Source organism: Streptomyces sp. SID9727 (genome assembly GCF_010550605.1).
GTDB lineage: Bacteria > Actinomycetota > Actinomycetes > Streptomycetales > Streptomycetaceae > Streptomyces.
Window position 1 is genome coordinate 1 of sequence record NZ_JAAGNI010000263.1, and the last position, 14,500, is coordinate 14,500.

16 protein-coding genes and 1 pseudogene are annotated in these 14,500 nt (G+C 72.3%); 8 read left to right on the forward strand and 9 right to left on the reverse strand.

Annotated features, from left to right (window positions below):
- On the forward strand, positions 1-855 hold an 855-nt coding region (locus G3I41_RS17245), incomplete at its 5' end, for a PLP-dependent aminotransferase family protein (protein WP_164401115.1).
- A gap of 69 nt (positions 856-924) precedes the next feature.
- Positions 925-1,488, forward strand: a complete 564-nt coding sequence (locus G3I41_RS17250) for a histidine phosphatase family protein (RefSeq protein ID WP_203601220.1) — start codon at positions 925-927, stop codon at positions 1,486-1,488.
- A gap of 26 nt (positions 1,489-1,514) precedes the next feature.
- On the opposite strand, the gene G3I41_RS17255 is transcribed toward G3I41_RS17250, so the two are convergent.
- From G3I41_RS17255 to G3I41_RS17265, 3 genes are all read right to left on the reverse strand, one after another.
- Positions 1,515-2,270 carry a Clp protease N-terminal domain-containing protein gene (locus G3I41_RS17255; protein ID WP_164401117.1) on the reverse strand — a complete coding sequence of 252 codons (756 nt, stop codon included), beginning with the start codon at positions 2,268-2,270 and terminating at the stop codon, positions 1,515-1,517.
- Between the two features lie 128 nt (positions 2,271-2,398).
- Positions 2,399-2,896: a peptidylprolyl isomerase gene (locus G3I41_RS17260; RefSeq protein WP_164401118.1), complete on the reverse strand. Its 498-nt coding sequence runs from the start codon at positions 2,894-2,896 to the stop codon at positions 2,399-2,401.
- Between the two features lie 182 nt (positions 2,897-3,078).
- Positions 3,079-3,864 carry a LysR family transcriptional regulator substrate-binding protein gene (locus tag G3I41_RS17265; protein WP_343242154.1) on the reverse strand — a complete coding sequence of 262 codons (786 nt, stop codon included), beginning with the start codon at positions 3,862-3,864 and terminating at the stop codon, positions 3,079-3,081.
- Positions 3,865-3,922: 58 nt separating this feature from the next.
- On the opposite strand from G3I41_RS17265, the gene G3I41_RS17270 reads away from it, so the two are divergent.
- The gene (locus G3I41_RS17270) at positions 3,923-4,327 is read left to right on the forward strand and encodes a DUF5997 family protein (RefSeq protein ID WP_164401119.1); all 405 of its coding nucleotides are present in this window, start codon (positions 3,923-3,925) and stop codon (positions 4,325-4,327) included.
- Positions 4,328-4,383: 56 nt separating this feature from the next.
- On the opposite strand, the gene G3I41_RS17275 is transcribed toward G3I41_RS17270, so the two are convergent.
- From G3I41_RS17275 to G3I41_RS17290, 4 genes are all read right to left on the reverse strand, one after another.
- A complete protein-coding gene (locus G3I41_RS17275) occupies positions 4,384-5,871 on the reverse strand; it encodes an FG-GAP and VCBS repeat-containing protein (protein ID WP_343242155.1) in 1,488 nt (495 codons plus the stop codon).
- Positions 5,872-6,030: 159 nt separating this feature from the next.
- Positions 6,031-7,029: a type I glyceraldehyde-3-phosphate dehydrogenase gene (gene gap, locus G3I41_RS17280; RefSeq protein ID WP_164401120.1), complete on the reverse strand. Its 999-nt coding sequence runs from the start codon at positions 7,027-7,029 to the stop codon at positions 6,031-6,033.
- Positions 7,030-7,146: 117 nt separating this feature from the next.
- Positions 7,147-8,115, reverse strand: a complete 969-nt coding sequence (locus tag G3I41_RS17285; RefSeq protein ID WP_164401121.1) for a helix-turn-helix domain-containing protein — start codon at positions 8,113-8,115, stop codon at positions 7,147-7,149.
- A 47-nt stretch (positions 8,116-8,162) separates the two neighbouring features.
- On the reverse strand, positions 8,163-8,597 hold the full coding sequence (locus G3I41_RS17290; RefSeq protein WP_164401122.1) for a VOC family protein: 435 nt from the start codon (positions 8,595-8,597) through the stop codon (positions 8,163-8,165).
- Between the two features lie 100 nt (positions 8,598-8,697).
- Between G3I41_RS17290 and argC the strand changes: the two genes are divergently transcribed.
- From argC to G3I41_RS17315, 5 genes are read left to right on the forward strand one after another with little or no spacing between them, the layout of a single operon-like run.
- Positions 8,698-9,726, forward strand: a complete 1,029-nt coding sequence (argC, locus tag G3I41_RS17295; RefSeq protein ID WP_164401123.1) for an N-acetyl-gamma-glutamyl-phosphate reductase — start codon at positions 8,698-8,700, stop codon at positions 9,724-9,726.
- Complete coding sequence (gene argJ, locus G3I41_RS17300; protein ID WP_073967852.1) at positions 9,723-10,877, forward strand: bifunctional glutamate N-acetyltransferase/amino-acid acetyltransferase ArgJ; 1,155 nt, start codon at positions 9,723-9,725, stop codon at positions 10,875-10,877. Before argC ends, argJ begins: the two co-directional genes overlap by 4 nt.
- Complete coding sequence (argB, locus tag G3I41_RS17305) at positions 10,874-11,776, forward strand: acetylglutamate kinase (protein ID WP_164401124.1); 903 nt, start codon at positions 10,874-10,876, stop codon at positions 11,774-11,776. Before argJ ends, argB begins: the two co-directional genes overlap by 4 nt.
- The gene (locus tag G3I41_RS17310; protein WP_164401125.1) at positions 11,773-12,984 is read left to right on the forward strand and encodes an acetylornithine transaminase; all 1,212 of its coding nucleotides are present in this window, start codon (positions 11,773-11,775) and stop codon (positions 12,982-12,984) included. Before argB ends, G3I41_RS17310 begins: the two co-directional genes overlap by 4 nt.
- A gap of 10 nt (positions 12,985-12,994) precedes the next feature.
- Positions 12,995-13,531, forward strand: a complete 537-nt coding sequence (locus G3I41_RS17315; RefSeq protein WP_136204397.1) for an arginine repressor — start codon at positions 12,995-12,997, stop codon at positions 13,529-13,531.
- Between the two features lie 15 nt (positions 13,532-13,546).
- On the opposite strand, the gene G3I41_RS17320 is transcribed toward G3I41_RS17315, so the two are convergent.
- Both G3I41_RS17320 and G3I41_RS17325 read right to left on the reverse strand, forming a co-directional pair.
- Positions 13,547-14,254: a L,D-transpeptidase family protein gene (locus G3I41_RS17320; protein WP_203601222.1), complete on the reverse strand. Its 708-nt coding sequence runs from the start codon at positions 14,252-14,254 to the stop codon at positions 13,547-13,549.
- A gap of 49 nt (positions 14,255-14,303) precedes the next feature.
- Positions 14,304-14,500, reverse strand: a pseudogene (locus G3I41_RS17325) (hypothetical protein); the annotation flags it as partial.

Sequence of the window (14,500 nt, forward strand, 5' to 3'; positions counted from 1 at the left end):
CTGGTGGAGTCGCCCACGTACCCGGGCATGCTGGCGGCCGCCCGCGCGGCCGGGCTGCGGCCGGTGCCCGTCCCGGTCGACTCCGAGGGCGTCCGGCCCGACCTGCTCGCCGCCGCGTTCGGGGCGACCGGGGCCCGCGTCTTCGTCTGCCAGCCGCTGTTCCAGAACCCGACGGGCACGGTGCTCTCCGAGGCCCGGCGCCCCGAGGTCGTCCGGATCGCCCGGGAGGCGGGGGCCTTCGTCATCGAGGACGACTTCGCCCGCCTCCTCGCGCACGACGACGCGGGCCCGCTGCCCAAGCCGCTGGCCGCCGACGACCCCGACGGCGTCGTCGTCCACACCCGCTCGCTCACCAAGGCCGCGTCGCCCAGCCTGCGGGTGGGCGCGCTGGCCGCCCGCGGCCCGGCTCTGGAGCGGCTGCGCTCCATCCAGATCGTGGACAGCTTCTTCGTCCCCCGGCCGCTCCAGGAGGCCGCGCTCGAACTGGTCGGCTCGCCCGCCTGGCGCCGCCATCTGCGCAGCGTGTCGGCCGAGCTCGGCGCCCGCCGTACGGCGATGGCGGCAGCGCTGCGGACGGCGCTGCCGGGCCTCGGGCTGTCCCGTGTGCCCTCCGGCGGCGGCTACCTCTGGCTGACCCTGCCGGGGTCCGAGGCGGGCACGGACGAGTCCGCGATGGTGCAGTCCGCCCTGCGGGCGGGCGTGGCCGTCGCCCCGGGGCGTCCGTACTTCTCCGCCGAACCCCCGGCCCCGCACGTCCGCCTGAGCTTCGCCTCGGTGGCCGGGCCGCCGGAGATCACGGAGGGCGTACGCCGGCTGCGTACGGCCTGGGAGGGCACCACGGCCGCTCACCCCTGACCTACTCGGGCGTAGGTGTGCGCGAACGACCTCTTGACCCGGGTCCCGTTCCGCCTCACGATCGCGGCCATGAGTGTTCGGGTCACGCTCCTCGCCGCGGCGCGCGGCTCCGCCCTGCTCGGCGAGCGATTCGACGACGACCGGCCACTCGACGAGGCCGGCTGGTACGCGGTGCGGTTCGCCGCCCCGGCCCTGGCCGCCCTGGGCTCCGCCGAGCTGCGCTACTGCTCGCCGACCCCGCGCAGCCGCGCGACCGGTGAGGCCCTGGGCTTCCACGCCCTGGTGCAGCCGGCCCTGCGCGACTGCGACATGGGACGTTGGCGGGGCCGTACGCTCGCCGAGGTCAGCGCCCTCGAACCGGCGGCCGTGGACGCCTGGCTGGCGGACCCGCGTGCCGCGCCGCACGGCGGAGAGCCGCTGCTCGCCTTCATCTCGCGGATAGGCGGCTGGCTGGACACCCGCCCCGCCTGTGACGGGGCGATCGTCGCCGTGGCCGAACCCGCCGTGGTCCGCGCCGCCCTCGTGTACGCGCTGAAGGCCCCGCCTTCCACGTACTGGAACGTCGACGTCGGCCCGCTCTCCACCGTCGTCCTCACCGGCCGCTCGCGCCGCTGGAGCCTGCGCCTGGAGTAGGAGCGGACGGCGGCGGCCGGGGCGGGTCACCCCTCCTGGGCGGGCGCCTCCTTGCCGACCGTGAGGATCGACAGCGCCTCGGCGATGGCCTGTTCGGCGGCCGCCTTGTCGATGCCGAGGCCGCTGAGCACGCCGGAGCCGTCCTCGTGCTCCAGCAGGGCGAGCAGGATGTGCTCGGTGCCGACGTAGTTGTGCCCCATCCGCAGCGCCTCGCGGAAGGTGAGTTCCAGCGCCTTGCGCGCGTCGGCGTTGTACGGGATCAGCTCGGGGATCTCGCCCTCGGTGGCCGGGGGCAGCGCCTCGGTGGCCGCCTGCCGGACGGAGTCCAGGACCACGCCCTGGGCCTTGATGAACACCGCCGCGAGGGCTTCGGGCTCGCTGAGCAGGCCGAGGACGAGGTGGGCGGTGCCGATCTCGGTGTTGCCGGCCGCCCGGGCCTCGTTCTGGGCCGCCATCACCACGTTCTTGGCGCGCTGCGTGAAGCGGTCGAAGCCCTGGCTCGGGTCGAGGGCGGCGCCGTCGCCGGGGTCCTTGGCGACGAAGCGCTTCTGGGCGGCCTGCCGGGTCACGCCCATGCTCTTGCCGATGTCGGTCCAGGAGGCGCCGGAGCGACGGGCCTGGTCCACGAAGTGGCCGATCAGGTGGTCGGCGACGTCGCCGAGGTGGTCGGCGGCGATGACGGCGTCCTGGAGCTGGTCCAGGGCGTCGGAGTGCACCTTCTTGATGGCCGCGATCAGGTCGTCGAGACGGATGGGCTGCGACGGGACTACGGGATTCGTCATGTGTCAACCGTAAGTTGACAGTCGGCGAGTGTCAACTGATGGTTGACAGTGAACGTGTTTCCGAATGCGGAAACGCGCCGCCCGACGGAAACGTCGGACGGCGCGTTCGGTGCGCCGGGGATCCGGGATCAGAAGATGCCGGAGTCCGCGATGGTGATCTTCGCCTGGGTGCGGCCGCTCTGCGAGCCGAGGCCCTCGATGCGCTTGACCAGGACCATGCTGTCCTCGTCGGCGACCTCGCCGAAGACGACGTGCTTGCCGTCCAGCCAGGACGTCACGATCGTCGTGATGAAGAACTGCGAACCGTTCGAGTTCGGTCCGGCGTTGGCCATCGAGAGCAGGCCCGGCTTGGTGTGCTTCAGCTCGAAGTTCTCGTCGGCGAACTTGTTGCCGTAGATGCTCTTGCCGCCCGTGCCGTCGCCGCGCGTGAAGTCGCCGCCCTGGAGCATGAACTCCGGGATGACTCGGTGGAAGGAGGAGCCCTTGTAACCGAAGCCGTTCTGGCCGGTCGCCAGCTGGCGGAAGTTCTCGGCGGTCTTGGGAACGATGTCGTCGAACAGATTGAAGACGATCCGCCCGGCGGGCTCGTCGTTGATGGTGATGTCGAAGTAAACCTGGCTCGTCATACAACCATCCTGACATCCGCCCGAACGGTCCCGACGCCCGGGCCGTCGGACACCGGTGCTTCCGTCGATCCGCTCCCGGAGGGAACCGGCGTGGCCGCGGTAACGGAGGCGCTGCGCACCTGCTCGTCGGTGAGGTCCTCGACCTTCCGGGCCACGGTGGTCCGGAAGGAGTCGAGCGGCCCCTACGGCCTCCGGCGGGGCTTGCCGCGCTTGGCGGCGGCGCCGCGAGTGCCGCCCTTGGCACCCTTGGCGGCCCTGGAGCCCTTCCCCGCCCCCGTACCGGCAGCGCGCTTCGGCTTGTCCTTCGCCTTGTCCTTGTCCTTGTCCTTGGCCTTCGGCTGTGCGGGCGCCGCCCCCGCCCGGCCGCGCGAGCTGTTCACCGTACGGCCGCGGACGATGCCGATGAAGTCCTCCACCTGGTCGGTGGTCTTCTCCTGCGGCCACGACAGCGCGACGCGCGACTCCGGCGCGTCCGTCAGCGGCCGGTACGTCAGGTCCTTGCGGTGGTGCAGCCGGGCCAGCGACTGGGGGACCACGAGGACCCCGATCCCCGCCGCGACCAGCTCGATCGCGTCCGCCGTGGTCGCCGGCCGCTCCAGCGCCGGGCGGCCGGGCAGCCGCTCCCAGGGCAGGGCGTCGTCCACCGGGTGCAGCACGATCTCGTCGGCCAGCTCCGCGACGGACAGCTCGTCCACCGCCGCGATCAGGTGGTCCTTCGGGACCACGGCGACCGTGGTCTCCGTGTACAGCGGGATCGCGCTGAGATCCGTGCCCTCCACCGGCAGCCGGAGGAACGCCGCGTCGGCGTCACCGGCGCGCAGCAGCTCCTGGGCGCCGTGCGCGGGGACCTGGACGAGGGTCAGGGGGATGTCCGGCAGGCGCTCGTTCCAGATCCGCACCCATTTGGCGGGGGTCACTCCGGGGACGTACGCCAGCCGGAACGAGGGGGTTGCTTCGGGGCCTGTCACCCCGCCAGGTTACCGGCCGTGGTCGAGGGCGCCGCACGCGCTGGATACCCTTGACCTCATGAAGTCCCACCAGACCGCCCAGACGATGAAGCCCGCGACCGCGGCGAAGAAGCTGGGTGTGTACCTCGACGCCACCCCAGCCGAATTCCAGGAGGGTGTCGTCTCGCGCGCCGAGCTGGCGGCCCTCCAGGCCGATCCGCCCCAGTGGCTGCGCGACCTGCGGAACAACGGCCCGCACCCCCGCCCGGTCGTCGCGTCCAAGCTGGGCGTCTCCATCTCGGGCCTGGCCCGAGGCGGGGTCACCGAGGCACTGACCACCGAGCAGATCGAAGCCCTGAAGCAGGAGAACCCCGAGTGGCTGCGGCAGGAGCGCGCCACCCAGGCGGACGTCCGCAAGGAGAACATCCGCATCAAGGAGCGGAACGCCGAGCGCGAGGCGAAGGCGCGCGACGAGCGCGCCTGACACCGGAGAACCCATGAGGGGCCCCTTCCGCGCTCGCGGAAGGGGCCCCTCATGGCTCAGAGGCTGGGTCCGTTGTCGCCGGCCAGGTTCAGGCCGAATCGGGACTTCTTCGCCAGGAGCCCCAGGTCGACCGGGTTGAACGCGACGGCACCGGTCGTCGTCAGCCCCGTCGAGGCGCCGCGCAGCGACCACACCGCACCGCCGTCCGCGACCGCGTCCAGGTCCTCGTCGGGGGCGCCGGCCGTCAGATCCGCCTTACCGTCCTTGTTCACGTCCAGCAGCCGCACCGAACCGCCGAAGTGGTCGCCCGTCTCCGCCACCCCGGGCACGCCCGCCGTGTCCTGGTGGAACGACTTGGCGCCGGTGCCGCTCAGCCCGCCGGGCCCGCCCTTCAGCAGGACCACCGCGCCCGCGCCCGCCTTGGACTCCAGGGCCTCGAACGGCACGCCCACCGCGAGGTCGTCGTAGCCGTCGCCGTTGACGTCGCCCGCGCTCATCCGGGCGCCGAACTGGTCGCCCTTCTCGCTGACCCCGGGAACGCCCGCCGTGTCCTGCGTGATGATCCGGGACCGGGTCGCGCCCGGACCGGTCTCGGAGCCGTAGAGGATACGGATGGTGCCCGGGTCGGTGGGGTAGTCCTCCTCGTTGTAGTTCGGGACCAGCCGGATGGCCAGGTCGTCCTTGCCGTCGTTGTCGAAGTCGCCGACCGCCGGGACCCTGCCGCTGGGCACCCGGGTGTAGGTGGTGGACAGGCCCTGCGGGGTGCCGAGCCACAGCCGGGAGCCCTCAACGCTCCCCTCCCACCCGTAGAAGGTGATGAGGTCGTCGATGCCGTCACCGTTGAAGTCGCCCTTGGCGGGGGTGCCCATCCGACTGTCCGAATCGAACATGGGCACGAACTGTTCGCGCGAGGGCTCCCCGGAGCGGTTGAACGGCCCGTAGAGCACGCTCCGCTGGTCGAAGTACTCGTCCTGCGAGCCGTGCGCCATCATCAGGTCCGCGTTGCCGTCGCCGTTGAAGTCGCCGGCGATCAGGTTGTTGCCCATCTCGCCGCTCTCGGGGCCGGGAACGCGGACCGAGTCCTTGCCCGTCATGCCGCCGGTGCGGCCCCACAGGATGATCACGGAGCCGTAGTTGTTCAGCTCCGGCAGCGATTCGTTGGAGTACAGCGCGAGGTCGGTCAGCCCGTCGTGGTCCAGGTCGGCCGGGAACATCTGGAAGCCGAGGCCGTGGCCCTCCCCGGCTTCGCCCGGCACACCCGGGGTGTTCTGGTCGATGGTCGTCGTGCGGGCGGGGCCCAGGCCCTGGGCGGAGCCGTAGGCGATGGTGATGTAACCGGCGTAGAGCTGCCCGTCCACCGTCGCGTTGGGGGACCCGACGACGACGTCCTGGTACCCGTCCCCGTTGAAGTCCTCGCGGACGGTGGTGGTCGCCGTTCCCCCGGCCGTGCCCGCCTGCGCGCCCCCGGGCGCCGCGACGGCTACGCCGCCGGTCAGCGCCGTGGCGGCGCACACGGCCACGGTCAGCATGGTGCGAATGCCCACAAAATTCTCCTTGGTCGCGTACGTGGAGCCAATGGCGTACGAGGTGTGAGGGCTCGCTTGGGAGACACGTACGACGCGGAGAAGGTTGCACGGCGAACGGAAAGTGAACTCCGCCCGCCGTGGCGGGAGTCGGGGGCGGCCGGTGACCGCCCCCACGCCCTAGCGGCGGGCCAGCAGGGTGAGCGTGTCGATCACCCGGTTGGAGAAGCCCCACTCGTTGTCGTACCAGGCGGACACCTTGATGTGGCGTCCGTCGACCCGGGTGAGCTCCGAGTCGTAGATCGAGGACGCGGGGTTGCCGGTGATGTCGGCCGAAACCAGCGGGTCCTCGGAGTATTCGAGTACGCCCGCCAGCGGGCCCTCGGCCGCCGCCCGGTACGCCTCCAGCACCTGATCACGGGTCACGTCCCGGGCCACGGTGGTGTTCAGCTCCACGATCGACCCGACCGGGACCGGAACCCGGATGGAGTCGCCCGACAGCTTGCCGTCGAGGCGGGGCAGCACGAGCCCGATCGCCTTCGCGGCGCCGGTCGTGGTCGGCACGATGTTGACGCCGGCGGCGCGGGCGCGGCGGGCGTCGCGGTGCGGACCGTCCTGGAGGTTCTGCTCCTGGGTGTAGGCGTGCACGGTCGTCATGAAGCCGTGCTCGATGCCGGCGAGGTCGTCCAGCACCTTGGCCAGCGGCGCGAGCGCGTTGGTCGTGCAGGAGGCGTTCGACACGACCGTGTGCAGCTCGGGGTCGTACGCGTCGCTGTTGACGCCGTACGCGAGCGTCACGTCCGCCCCGTCCGAGGGCGCGGCGACCAGCACCCGCTTCGCTCCGGCGTCGAGGTGGGCGCGGGCGGCCTTCGCCGAGGTGAAGCGGCCGGTGGCCTCCACGGCGATGTCGACGCCCAGCTCCGCCCAGGGCAGCCGCGCGGGCTCCCGCTCGGCGAGCACCTTGATGCGGCGGCCGTCCACGACGAGCGTGTCCCCGTCCACGGTGACCGGGCGGCCCAGCCGGCCCGCGGTGGTGTCGAACGCCAGCAGCCGGGCGAGGGTGGCGGGCTCCGAGAGGTCGTTGACGGCGACCAGGTCGAGGTCGCTGTCGCGTTCGAGCAGCGCGCGCAGCACGTTGCGTCCGATGCGGCCGAATCCGTTGATGGCGATGCGAGTCACGTGAGATGTCCCTTCTCTCTTCGCCTTCAACGATCGCGCCCGCCGGGCGCCCCCGACAGCGGCGCGATCGCCACGGTCCGCAAGGATCCCGCCAGCCGCACGGGGCGGCGATATGCCCTATTCGCCCTTGGCGAAGGTGCGTCGGTACTCGCTCGGGGTGGTGCCCAGGATGCGCTGGAAGTGCAGCCGCAGATTGGCGCCGGTCCCGAGCCCCACGTCGGCGGCGATCTGCTCGACGGCCAGCTCCGAGCGTTCGAGGAGTTCGCGGGCCACGTCGACGCGGGCCCGCATCACCCACTGCATCGGGGTGTATCCGGTGTCCTCGGCGAACCGCCGCGAGAACGTGCGGGGCGACACCGCCGCGTGCCGGGCCAGCGCGTCGAGCGTGAGCGGTTCGCCGAGCCGGTGCAGCGCCCACTCGCGGGTGGCCGCGAACCGCTCGCCCAGCGGCTCGGGCACGCTGCGCGGCACGTACTGCGCCTGCCCGCCGCTGCGGTACGGGGCCGCGACGAGCCGCCGGGCCGCGTGGTTGGACGCGGCGATGCCCAGGTCGCCGCGCAGCACGTGCAGGCACAGGTCGATCCCGGACGCGGCACCGGCCGAGGTGAGGACGCTGCCCTCGTCGACGAACAGCACGTTCTCGTCCACCCGGACCAGCGGGTACTTCGCGGCGAGCGCCCGCGTGTAGTGCCAGTGCGTGGTGGCCCGGCGCCCGTCGAGCAGCCCGGTGGCGGCCAGCGCGAAGGCCCCGGTCGAGATGGCGGCGAGCCGCGCCCCCCGCTCGTGCGCGGCGACCAGGGCGTCGATCACGGCCCGGGGCGGGTCCTCCCGGTCCGGCTGCCGGTACCCGGGTACGAAGACGATGTCCGCCCAGGCCAGCGCGGCGAGCCCGTGCGTGACGTGGTACGCGAGCCCGTCACCCCCGGTCACCAGCCCCGGGGCCGCCCCGCACACCCGTACCTCGTACGGCATGCTCGCCCGGGTCGTGAACACCTGGGCCGGGATGCCCACGTCCAGCGGCTTCGCCCCGTCGAGCACGAGGACGGCGACGCGGTGCAGGCGGGGAGCGGGGGAGCGGGCGGGCATGGGCGTGAGCGTACGTGCCGGGGTGCCCGCCGCGAGTGAGTCCTCGGTCAGTCGAGGCAGAACTCGTTGCCCTCGACGTCCTGCATGTTGAGGCAGGACTCGTTCTCCTCGTCGGCGAGCAGCAGCCGCCCGCGCACCGCGCCGAGCGGGAGGAGCCGCGCGCACTCGGCCTCGAGCACGGCAAGCCGCTCCGCGCCCTTGAGGCCGACACCCACCCGGACATCGAGGTGCACCCGGTTCTTGGCGGTCTTGCCCTCGGGAACCTTCTGGAAGTACATCCGCGGACCGGCCCCGGTCGGGTCGGAGGCCGCGAACCACGTGTTCCGCTCCCCGTCCGGCAGCGAGGCGTTGTACGCGTCCCAGGAATCGAAGCCCTCCGGCGGCTCCGGCGGGACGTAGCCCAGCACCGCGCACCAGAAGCGCCCCACGCGCTCGGGGTCCGCGCAGTCGAAGGTCACCTGGACGTGCTTGATCGTCGCCATGGAGTCACCCTAGAGGCCGGCCCAGTGCCGCTCCAGCGGGAATTCTTTGCATAAAAGTGCATCACTGCGTATAGTCATGCCATCGACGAGGAGGCTTTCGATGGTGGTACGCGCAGCAGTGGCAGGAGCGAGTGGTTACGCGGGCGGGGAACTGCTCCGTCTGCTGCTCGCCCACCCCGAGGTGGAGATCGGCGCCCTCACCGCCAACTCCAACGCGGGCCAGCCCCTCGGCGCCCTCCAACCGCATCTGCGCCCCCTGGCCGGCCGCATCCTCCAGCCCACTACGGCCGAGGTGCTCGCCGGGCACGACGTCGTCTTCCTGGCCCTGCCGCACGGCCAGTCCGCCGCCGTGGCCGAACAGCTCGGCGACGAGGTGCTGGTGGTGGACATGGGTGCCGACTTCCGCCTCCGGGACGCCGCCGACTGGGAGAAATTCTACGGCTCGCCGCACGCCGGCACCTGGCCCTACGGCCTGCCCGAACTGCCCGGCGCTCGCGCCGCCCTCGCCGGGACCAAGCGGATCGCGGTGCCCGGGTGCTACCCGACCGCCGTGTCGCTCGCGCTGTACCCGGCGTACGCGGCCCAGCTCGCCGAGCCCGAGGCCGTGATCGTCGCCGCGTCCGGGACCTCCGGCGCAGGCAAGGCGGCCAAGCCGCACCTGCTCGGCTCCGAAGTGATGGGCAACATGACCCCGTACGGCGTCGGCGGCGTGCACCGGCACACGCCCGAGATGATCCAGAACCTCAGCGCCGCCGCAGGCGAGCCGGTCACCGTCTCGTTCACCCCGACCCTCGCGCCCATGCCCCGCGGCATCCTCGCCACGTGCAGCGCGAAGGCGAAGCCCGGCACGAGCGCCGACGGCGTGCGCGCCGCCTACGAGAAGGCGTACGCGGACGAGTCGTTCGTCGATCTGCTGCCCGAGGGGCAGTGGCCCGCCACCGCCGCCGTGTACGGCTCCAACGCCGTGCAGATCCAGGTCGCCTACGACGAGGCGGCCGGGCGGATCGTCGTGGTCAGTGCCATCGACAACCTTGCCAAGGGCACCGCGGGCGGCGCCCTGCAGTCCATGAACCTCGCCCTCGGACTGCCCGAGGACACCGGACTTTCCACGATCGGAGTCGCACCGTGAGCGTCACGGCAGCACAGGGATTCTCGGCGGCGGGCATCGCCGCCGGAATCAAGGAGAACGGCAACCCGGACCTGGCCCTCGTGGTCAACAACGGTCCGCGCCGCGCCGCCGCGGGCGTCTTCACCTCCAACCGCGTCAAGGCCGCCCCCGTCCTCTGGTCCGAGCAGGTCCTCAAGGGCGGCGAGGTCTCCGCCGTCGTCCTCAACTCCGGCGGCGCCAACGCCTGTACGGGCCCGCAGGGCTTCCAGGACACCCACGCCACCGCCGAGAAGGCGGCCGAGGTCCTCCAGGGCCACAGCGCGGGCGAGATCGCCGTCGCCTCCACCGGGCTCATCGGCATCCTGCTCCCCATGGACAAGCTGCTCCCCGGCATCGAGAAGGCCGCGGCAGCGCTCAGCGAGCACGGCGGCGAGAAGGCCGCCATCGCCATCAAGACCACCGACACCGTGCACAAGACCGCCGTCGCGGGCGGCGAGGGCTGGACCGTCGGCGGCATGGCCAAGGGCGCGGGCATGCTCGCCCCCGGCCTGGCCACCATGCTCGTCGTGCTCACCACCGACGCCGACGTGGACGCCGCCGGTCTCGACGCCGCGCTGCGCGACGCGACCCGCACCACCTTCGACCGGGTCGATTCCGACGGCTGCATGTCCACCAACGACACGGTGCTGCTGCTGGCCTCCGGTGCCAGCGGGATCGCCCCGGAACAGAAGGAGTTCGCCGAGGCCGTCCGTACCGTCTGCGACGACCTGGCCCGGCAGCTCATCGGGGACGCCGAGGGCGCCTCCAAGGACATCCGGATCGAGGTCGTGAACGCCGCGACCGAGGACGACGCCGTCGAGGTGGGCCGCTCCATCGCCCGCAACAACCTCCTCAAGTGCGCCATCCACGGCGAGGACCCCAACTGGGGCCGGGTGCTCTCCGCCATCGGCACCACCAAGGCCGCCTTCGAGCCGGACGCGCTCAACGTCGCCATCAACGACGTCTGGGTCTGCCGGGGCGGCTCGGTCGGCGAGGACCGCGACCTGGTCGACATGCGGTTCCGGGAGGTCCGGATCACCGCCGACCTCGCCGCCGGCACCGAGTCCGCCGTCATCTGGGCCAACGACCTCACCGCGGACTACGTCCACGAGAACAGCGCGTACAGCTCATGACGACGGCGCGGAAGCACACCGCACTCCCGAAGGCGCAGATCCTCATCGAGGCCCTGCCCTGGCTGACCCGGCACAACGGCAAGACCGTCGTCATCAAGTTCGGCGGCAACGCCATGATCGACGAGGAACTGAAGGCGGCCTTCGCCCAGGACGTCGTCTTCCTGCGCCACGCCGGCCTCAAGCCCGTCGTCGTGCACGGCGGCGGCCCCCAGATCAGCGCCCAGCTCGACAAGCAGGGCCTGGTCAGCGAGTTCAAGGCGGGGCTGCGCGTCACCACGCCCGAGGCGATGGACGTCGTACGCATGGTGCTCGCCGGCCAGGTCCAGCGCGAGCTGGTCGGCCTGCTCAACCAGCACGGGCCGCTCGCCGTCGGCATGACCGGTGAGGACGCCCACACCATCACCGCCGTACAGCACCGGCCCACCATCGACGGCGAACTCGTCGACATCGGCCGGGTCGGCGAGATCACCGCCATCGACACCGGCGCCATCCAGGCCCTGCTGGACGACGGCCGCATCCCGGTCATCTCCTCCATCGCCCGGTCCGCCGACGACAACCACGTCTACAACGTCAACGCCGACACCGCGGCCGCCGCACTCGCCGCCGCGCTGGGCGCCGAGACGCTGATGGTCCTCACCGACGTCGAGGGCCTGTACGAGGACTGGCCGAACAGCGACGACGTGATCAGCCGGCTCACCGCCACCGAACTGGAGAAGCTGCTGCCCGAGCTGTCCAGCGGCATGGTGCCCAAGATGCAGGGCTGCCTGCACGCCGTACGCAACGGGGTGGAGACCGCCCGCGTCATCGACGGCCGGGTCCAGCACTCGATCCTGCTGGAGATCTTCACCGACGAGGGAATCGGCACGATGGTCGTGCCCGACGCACAGGGGGAGTCATGAGCAACGCCGAACTTTCGCAGCGCTGGCAGCACGCACTGATGGACAACTACGGCACCCCGAAGCTGTCCCTCGTGCGCGGCGAGGGCGCCCGCGTGTGGGACGCGGACGGCACCGAGTACCTCGACTTCGTCGGCGGCATCGCGGTCAACGCCCTCGGCCACGCCCACCCGGCCGTCGTGGAGGCGGTCACCGCCCAGATCTCGACCCTCGGGCACGTCTCCAACCTGTTCATCGCCGAACCGCCCGTCGCGCTCGCCGAACGCCTCCTCGGGCTCTTCGGCCGCACCGGCCGGGTCTTCTTCTCCAACTCGGGCGCCGAGGCCAACGAGGCCGCGTTCAAGATCGGCCGGCTGACCGGGCGCACCCACATGGTCGCCACCGACGGCGGCTTCCACGGCCGGACCATGGGCTCGCTCGCGCTCACCGGCCAGCCCAAGAAGCGCGAGGCGTTCACCCCGCTCCCCGGCGACGTCACCCATGTGCCGTACGGCGACGTGGAGGCGCTGCGGTCCGCCGTCACCACCGATACCGCACTGGTGATCATCGAGCCCATCCAGGGCGAGAACGGCGTCGTCGTCCCGCCCAAGGGCTATCTGGAGGCCGCCAGGCAGATCACCCGGGCCACCGGCACCCTGCTCGTCCTGGACGAGGTGCAGACCGGCATCGGCCGGTGCGGCACGTGGTTCGAGTACCAGGCCCACCAGGGCGTCGAGCCCGACCTCGTCACCCTCGCCAAGGGGCTCGGCGGCGGACTCCCGATCGGCGCCACGATCGCCTTCGGCGCGGCGGCGGACCTCCTGGCGCCCGGGCAGCACGGCACGACGTTCGGCGGCAACCCGGTCGCCTGCGCCGCCGGCCTCGCGGTCCTGGACACCCTCGCCGCCGACGGCGCCCTCGACCGGGTGAAGCGGCTCGGTGAGCGCGTCCGGGAGGGCGTGGAGGGGCTCGGGCACCCCCTGGTCTCCCACGTCCGGGGCTCCGGCCTGCTGCTGGGTATCGTGCTCACCGAGCCCCTCGCGCCCCAGGCGCAACAGGCGGCTCAGGGTGCCGGTCTCCTGGTGAACGCGCCCGCGCCCGATGTCCTGCGGCTCATGCCGCCGCTGACCATCGGCGACGCGGAGGTGGACGCGTTCCTCCGGGCGCTGCCGGGCGCCCTCGACGCGGCATACGGGGACGGACGATCCGGAGAGAAGCGCTCCGGAGAATGAGGCGACGACGATGACCGAGGCGCAGGAATCCGAGTTCGGCGGGCCTTCGGTGCCGCAGACCCGCACGGCGCGCCACCGCCGGATCGTGGACATCCTCAACCGGCAGCCGGTGCGCTCCCAGAGCCAGCTGGCGAAGCTCCTCGCGGACGACGGACTGAGCGTCACCCAGGCGACGCTCTCCCGCGACCTGGACGAGCTGGGCGCGGTGAAGATCCGCAACACCGGCGGAGAGCTGATCTACGCGGTGCCGAGCGAGGGCGGTTTCCGCACCCCGCAGGCGCCGCTGGGCGGCTCCGCCAAGGAGGAGCGGATGCGCCGGCTCTCCGCCGAGCTGCTGATCTCGGCGGAGGCTTCGGCCAACCTGGTGGTGCTGCGTACGCCGCCGGGCGCCGCGCAGTTCCTCGCCTCGGCCATCGACCAGGCCGAACTGCACGACATCCTCGGCACCATCGCGGGCGACGACACGCTCATGCTGATCAGCCGCGACCCGGCCGGCGGGCAGGCGCTCGCCGACCATCTGCTGCGGCTCGCGCAGAACGAGCGCTGACGGTGTGCGCCGCGGTCAGTAGGTGGTGATCGCGGTCGCGCCGGCGACCGTGCCGATCGCGATGTGCGGGCTGCGGGCCGGGTCGGCCCAGGCCAGGATGCGGTCCATCGCGTCCGCCGGTACGGAGACGCAACCGGCGGTCGCGCCCGACCCGTTGACGTGCAGGAAGATGCCGGCGCCCCGGCCGCGCACCGGCTTGTCGTAGTTGAAGCCGATGACGAGCGCGCGGGCGTACTGCGTGGGGTACGCGGTGATCTGCTCGGACTCCGACGCCCGGCAGTCGGAGGGCAGCGGCTCGACCCAGCGGTTGTAGGCGGCGGCCTCGTTGTCCTCGCACCACCAGGACTTGGTGGTCGCCTGCCGGTACGAGTAGCGCGTGCCGGCGGGCGCGGCCTTGACCCCGAAGGCGTACGGCAGGTCGTACAGGCCGGTCGGCGTCGTATAGGTGCTCTGCTGGCGGGTGCTGCCCTCGGTGAGCCCCTTCGAGCCGAACCGGGCGGCGGCGGTCCCGGCGGCGACCCACTTCCCGTCGCGCAGGTCCCACCAGGTGAGGGTGCCGGCGGTGGACGAGGTGGAGTCCGCCATGGCGGTGATCAGTTGGGTGCCGCCGCCCGTGTCGGCGAGCCGGTTCGGCAGCGGCGCGGTGGCCAGCGGGGGCCGGCCGGCCCCGACCACGGTGCCGAGGGCGAGCAGGACGGCGGCGGTAGTCACAAGTCTTCGCATGCAGGGACTCTAGGCCGTGATGCGCCCGGCCGCGCTGGAAAACAGCCTGTCAGCCGATACGGAATCCGGCCGCCCGCAGCAGCCGCCGCGCCGCCACCCGCACCGCCCGGGGCGACTTCGGGCCGTCGCGCCCGCGCAGCCACACCACCGGGAACTCGGCCGCGTGGGGGAGCAGCGCCCCGGTGGCCGCCCGCACCACGGCGGGTGACGGGTCGTCCAGCAACGGCGTCAGCCCCTCCCGCGTCA

Bases quoted from the DNA above. Each gene is read 5' to 3' on its own strand.
- G3I41_RS17285 (WP_164401121.1), bottom strand. From the start codon at position 8,115: ATGCCCGCCCGCTCCCCCGCTCCCCGCCTGCACCGCGTCGCCGTCCTC.
- G3I41_RS17255 (WP_164401117.1), bottom strand. From the start codon at position 2,270: ATGACGAATCCCGTAGTCCCGTCGCAGCCCATCCGTCTCGACGACCTG.
- G3I41_RS17270 (WP_164401119.1), top strand. From the start codon at position 3,923: ATGAAGTCCCACCAGACCGCCCAGACGATGAAGCCCGCGACCGCGGCG.
- argC (WP_164401123.1), top strand. From the start codon at position 8,698: ATGGTGGTACGCGCAGCAGTGGCAGGAGCGAGTGGTTACGCGGGCGGG.
- G3I41_RS17260 (WP_164401118.1), bottom strand. From the start codon at position 2,896: ATGACGAGCCAGGTTTACTTCGACATCACCATCAACGACGAGCCCGCC.
- G3I41_RS17310 (WP_164401125.1), top strand. From the start codon at position 11,773: ATGAGCAACGCCGAACTTTCGCAGCGCTGGCAGCACGCACTGATGGAC.
- G3I41_RS17315 (WP_136204397.1), top strand. From the start codon at position 12,995: ATGACCGAGGCGCAGGAATCCGAGTTCGGCGGGCCTTCGGTGCCGCAG.
- G3I41_RS17250 (WP_203601220.1), top strand. From the start codon at position 925: ATGAGTGTTCGGGTCACGCTCCTCGCCGCGGCGCGCGGCTCCGCCCTG.
- argB (WP_164401124.1), top strand. From the start codon at position 10,874: ATGACGACGGCGCGGAAGCACACCGCACTCCCGAAGGCGCAGATCCTC.
- G3I41_RS17290 (WP_164401122.1), bottom strand. From the start codon at position 8,597: ATGGCGACGATCAAGCACGTCCAGGTGACCTTCGACTGCGCGGACCCC.
- G3I41_RS17320 (WP_203601222.1), bottom strand. From the start codon at position 14,254: ATGCGAAGACTTGTGACTACCGCCGCCGTCCTGCTCGCCCTCGGCACC.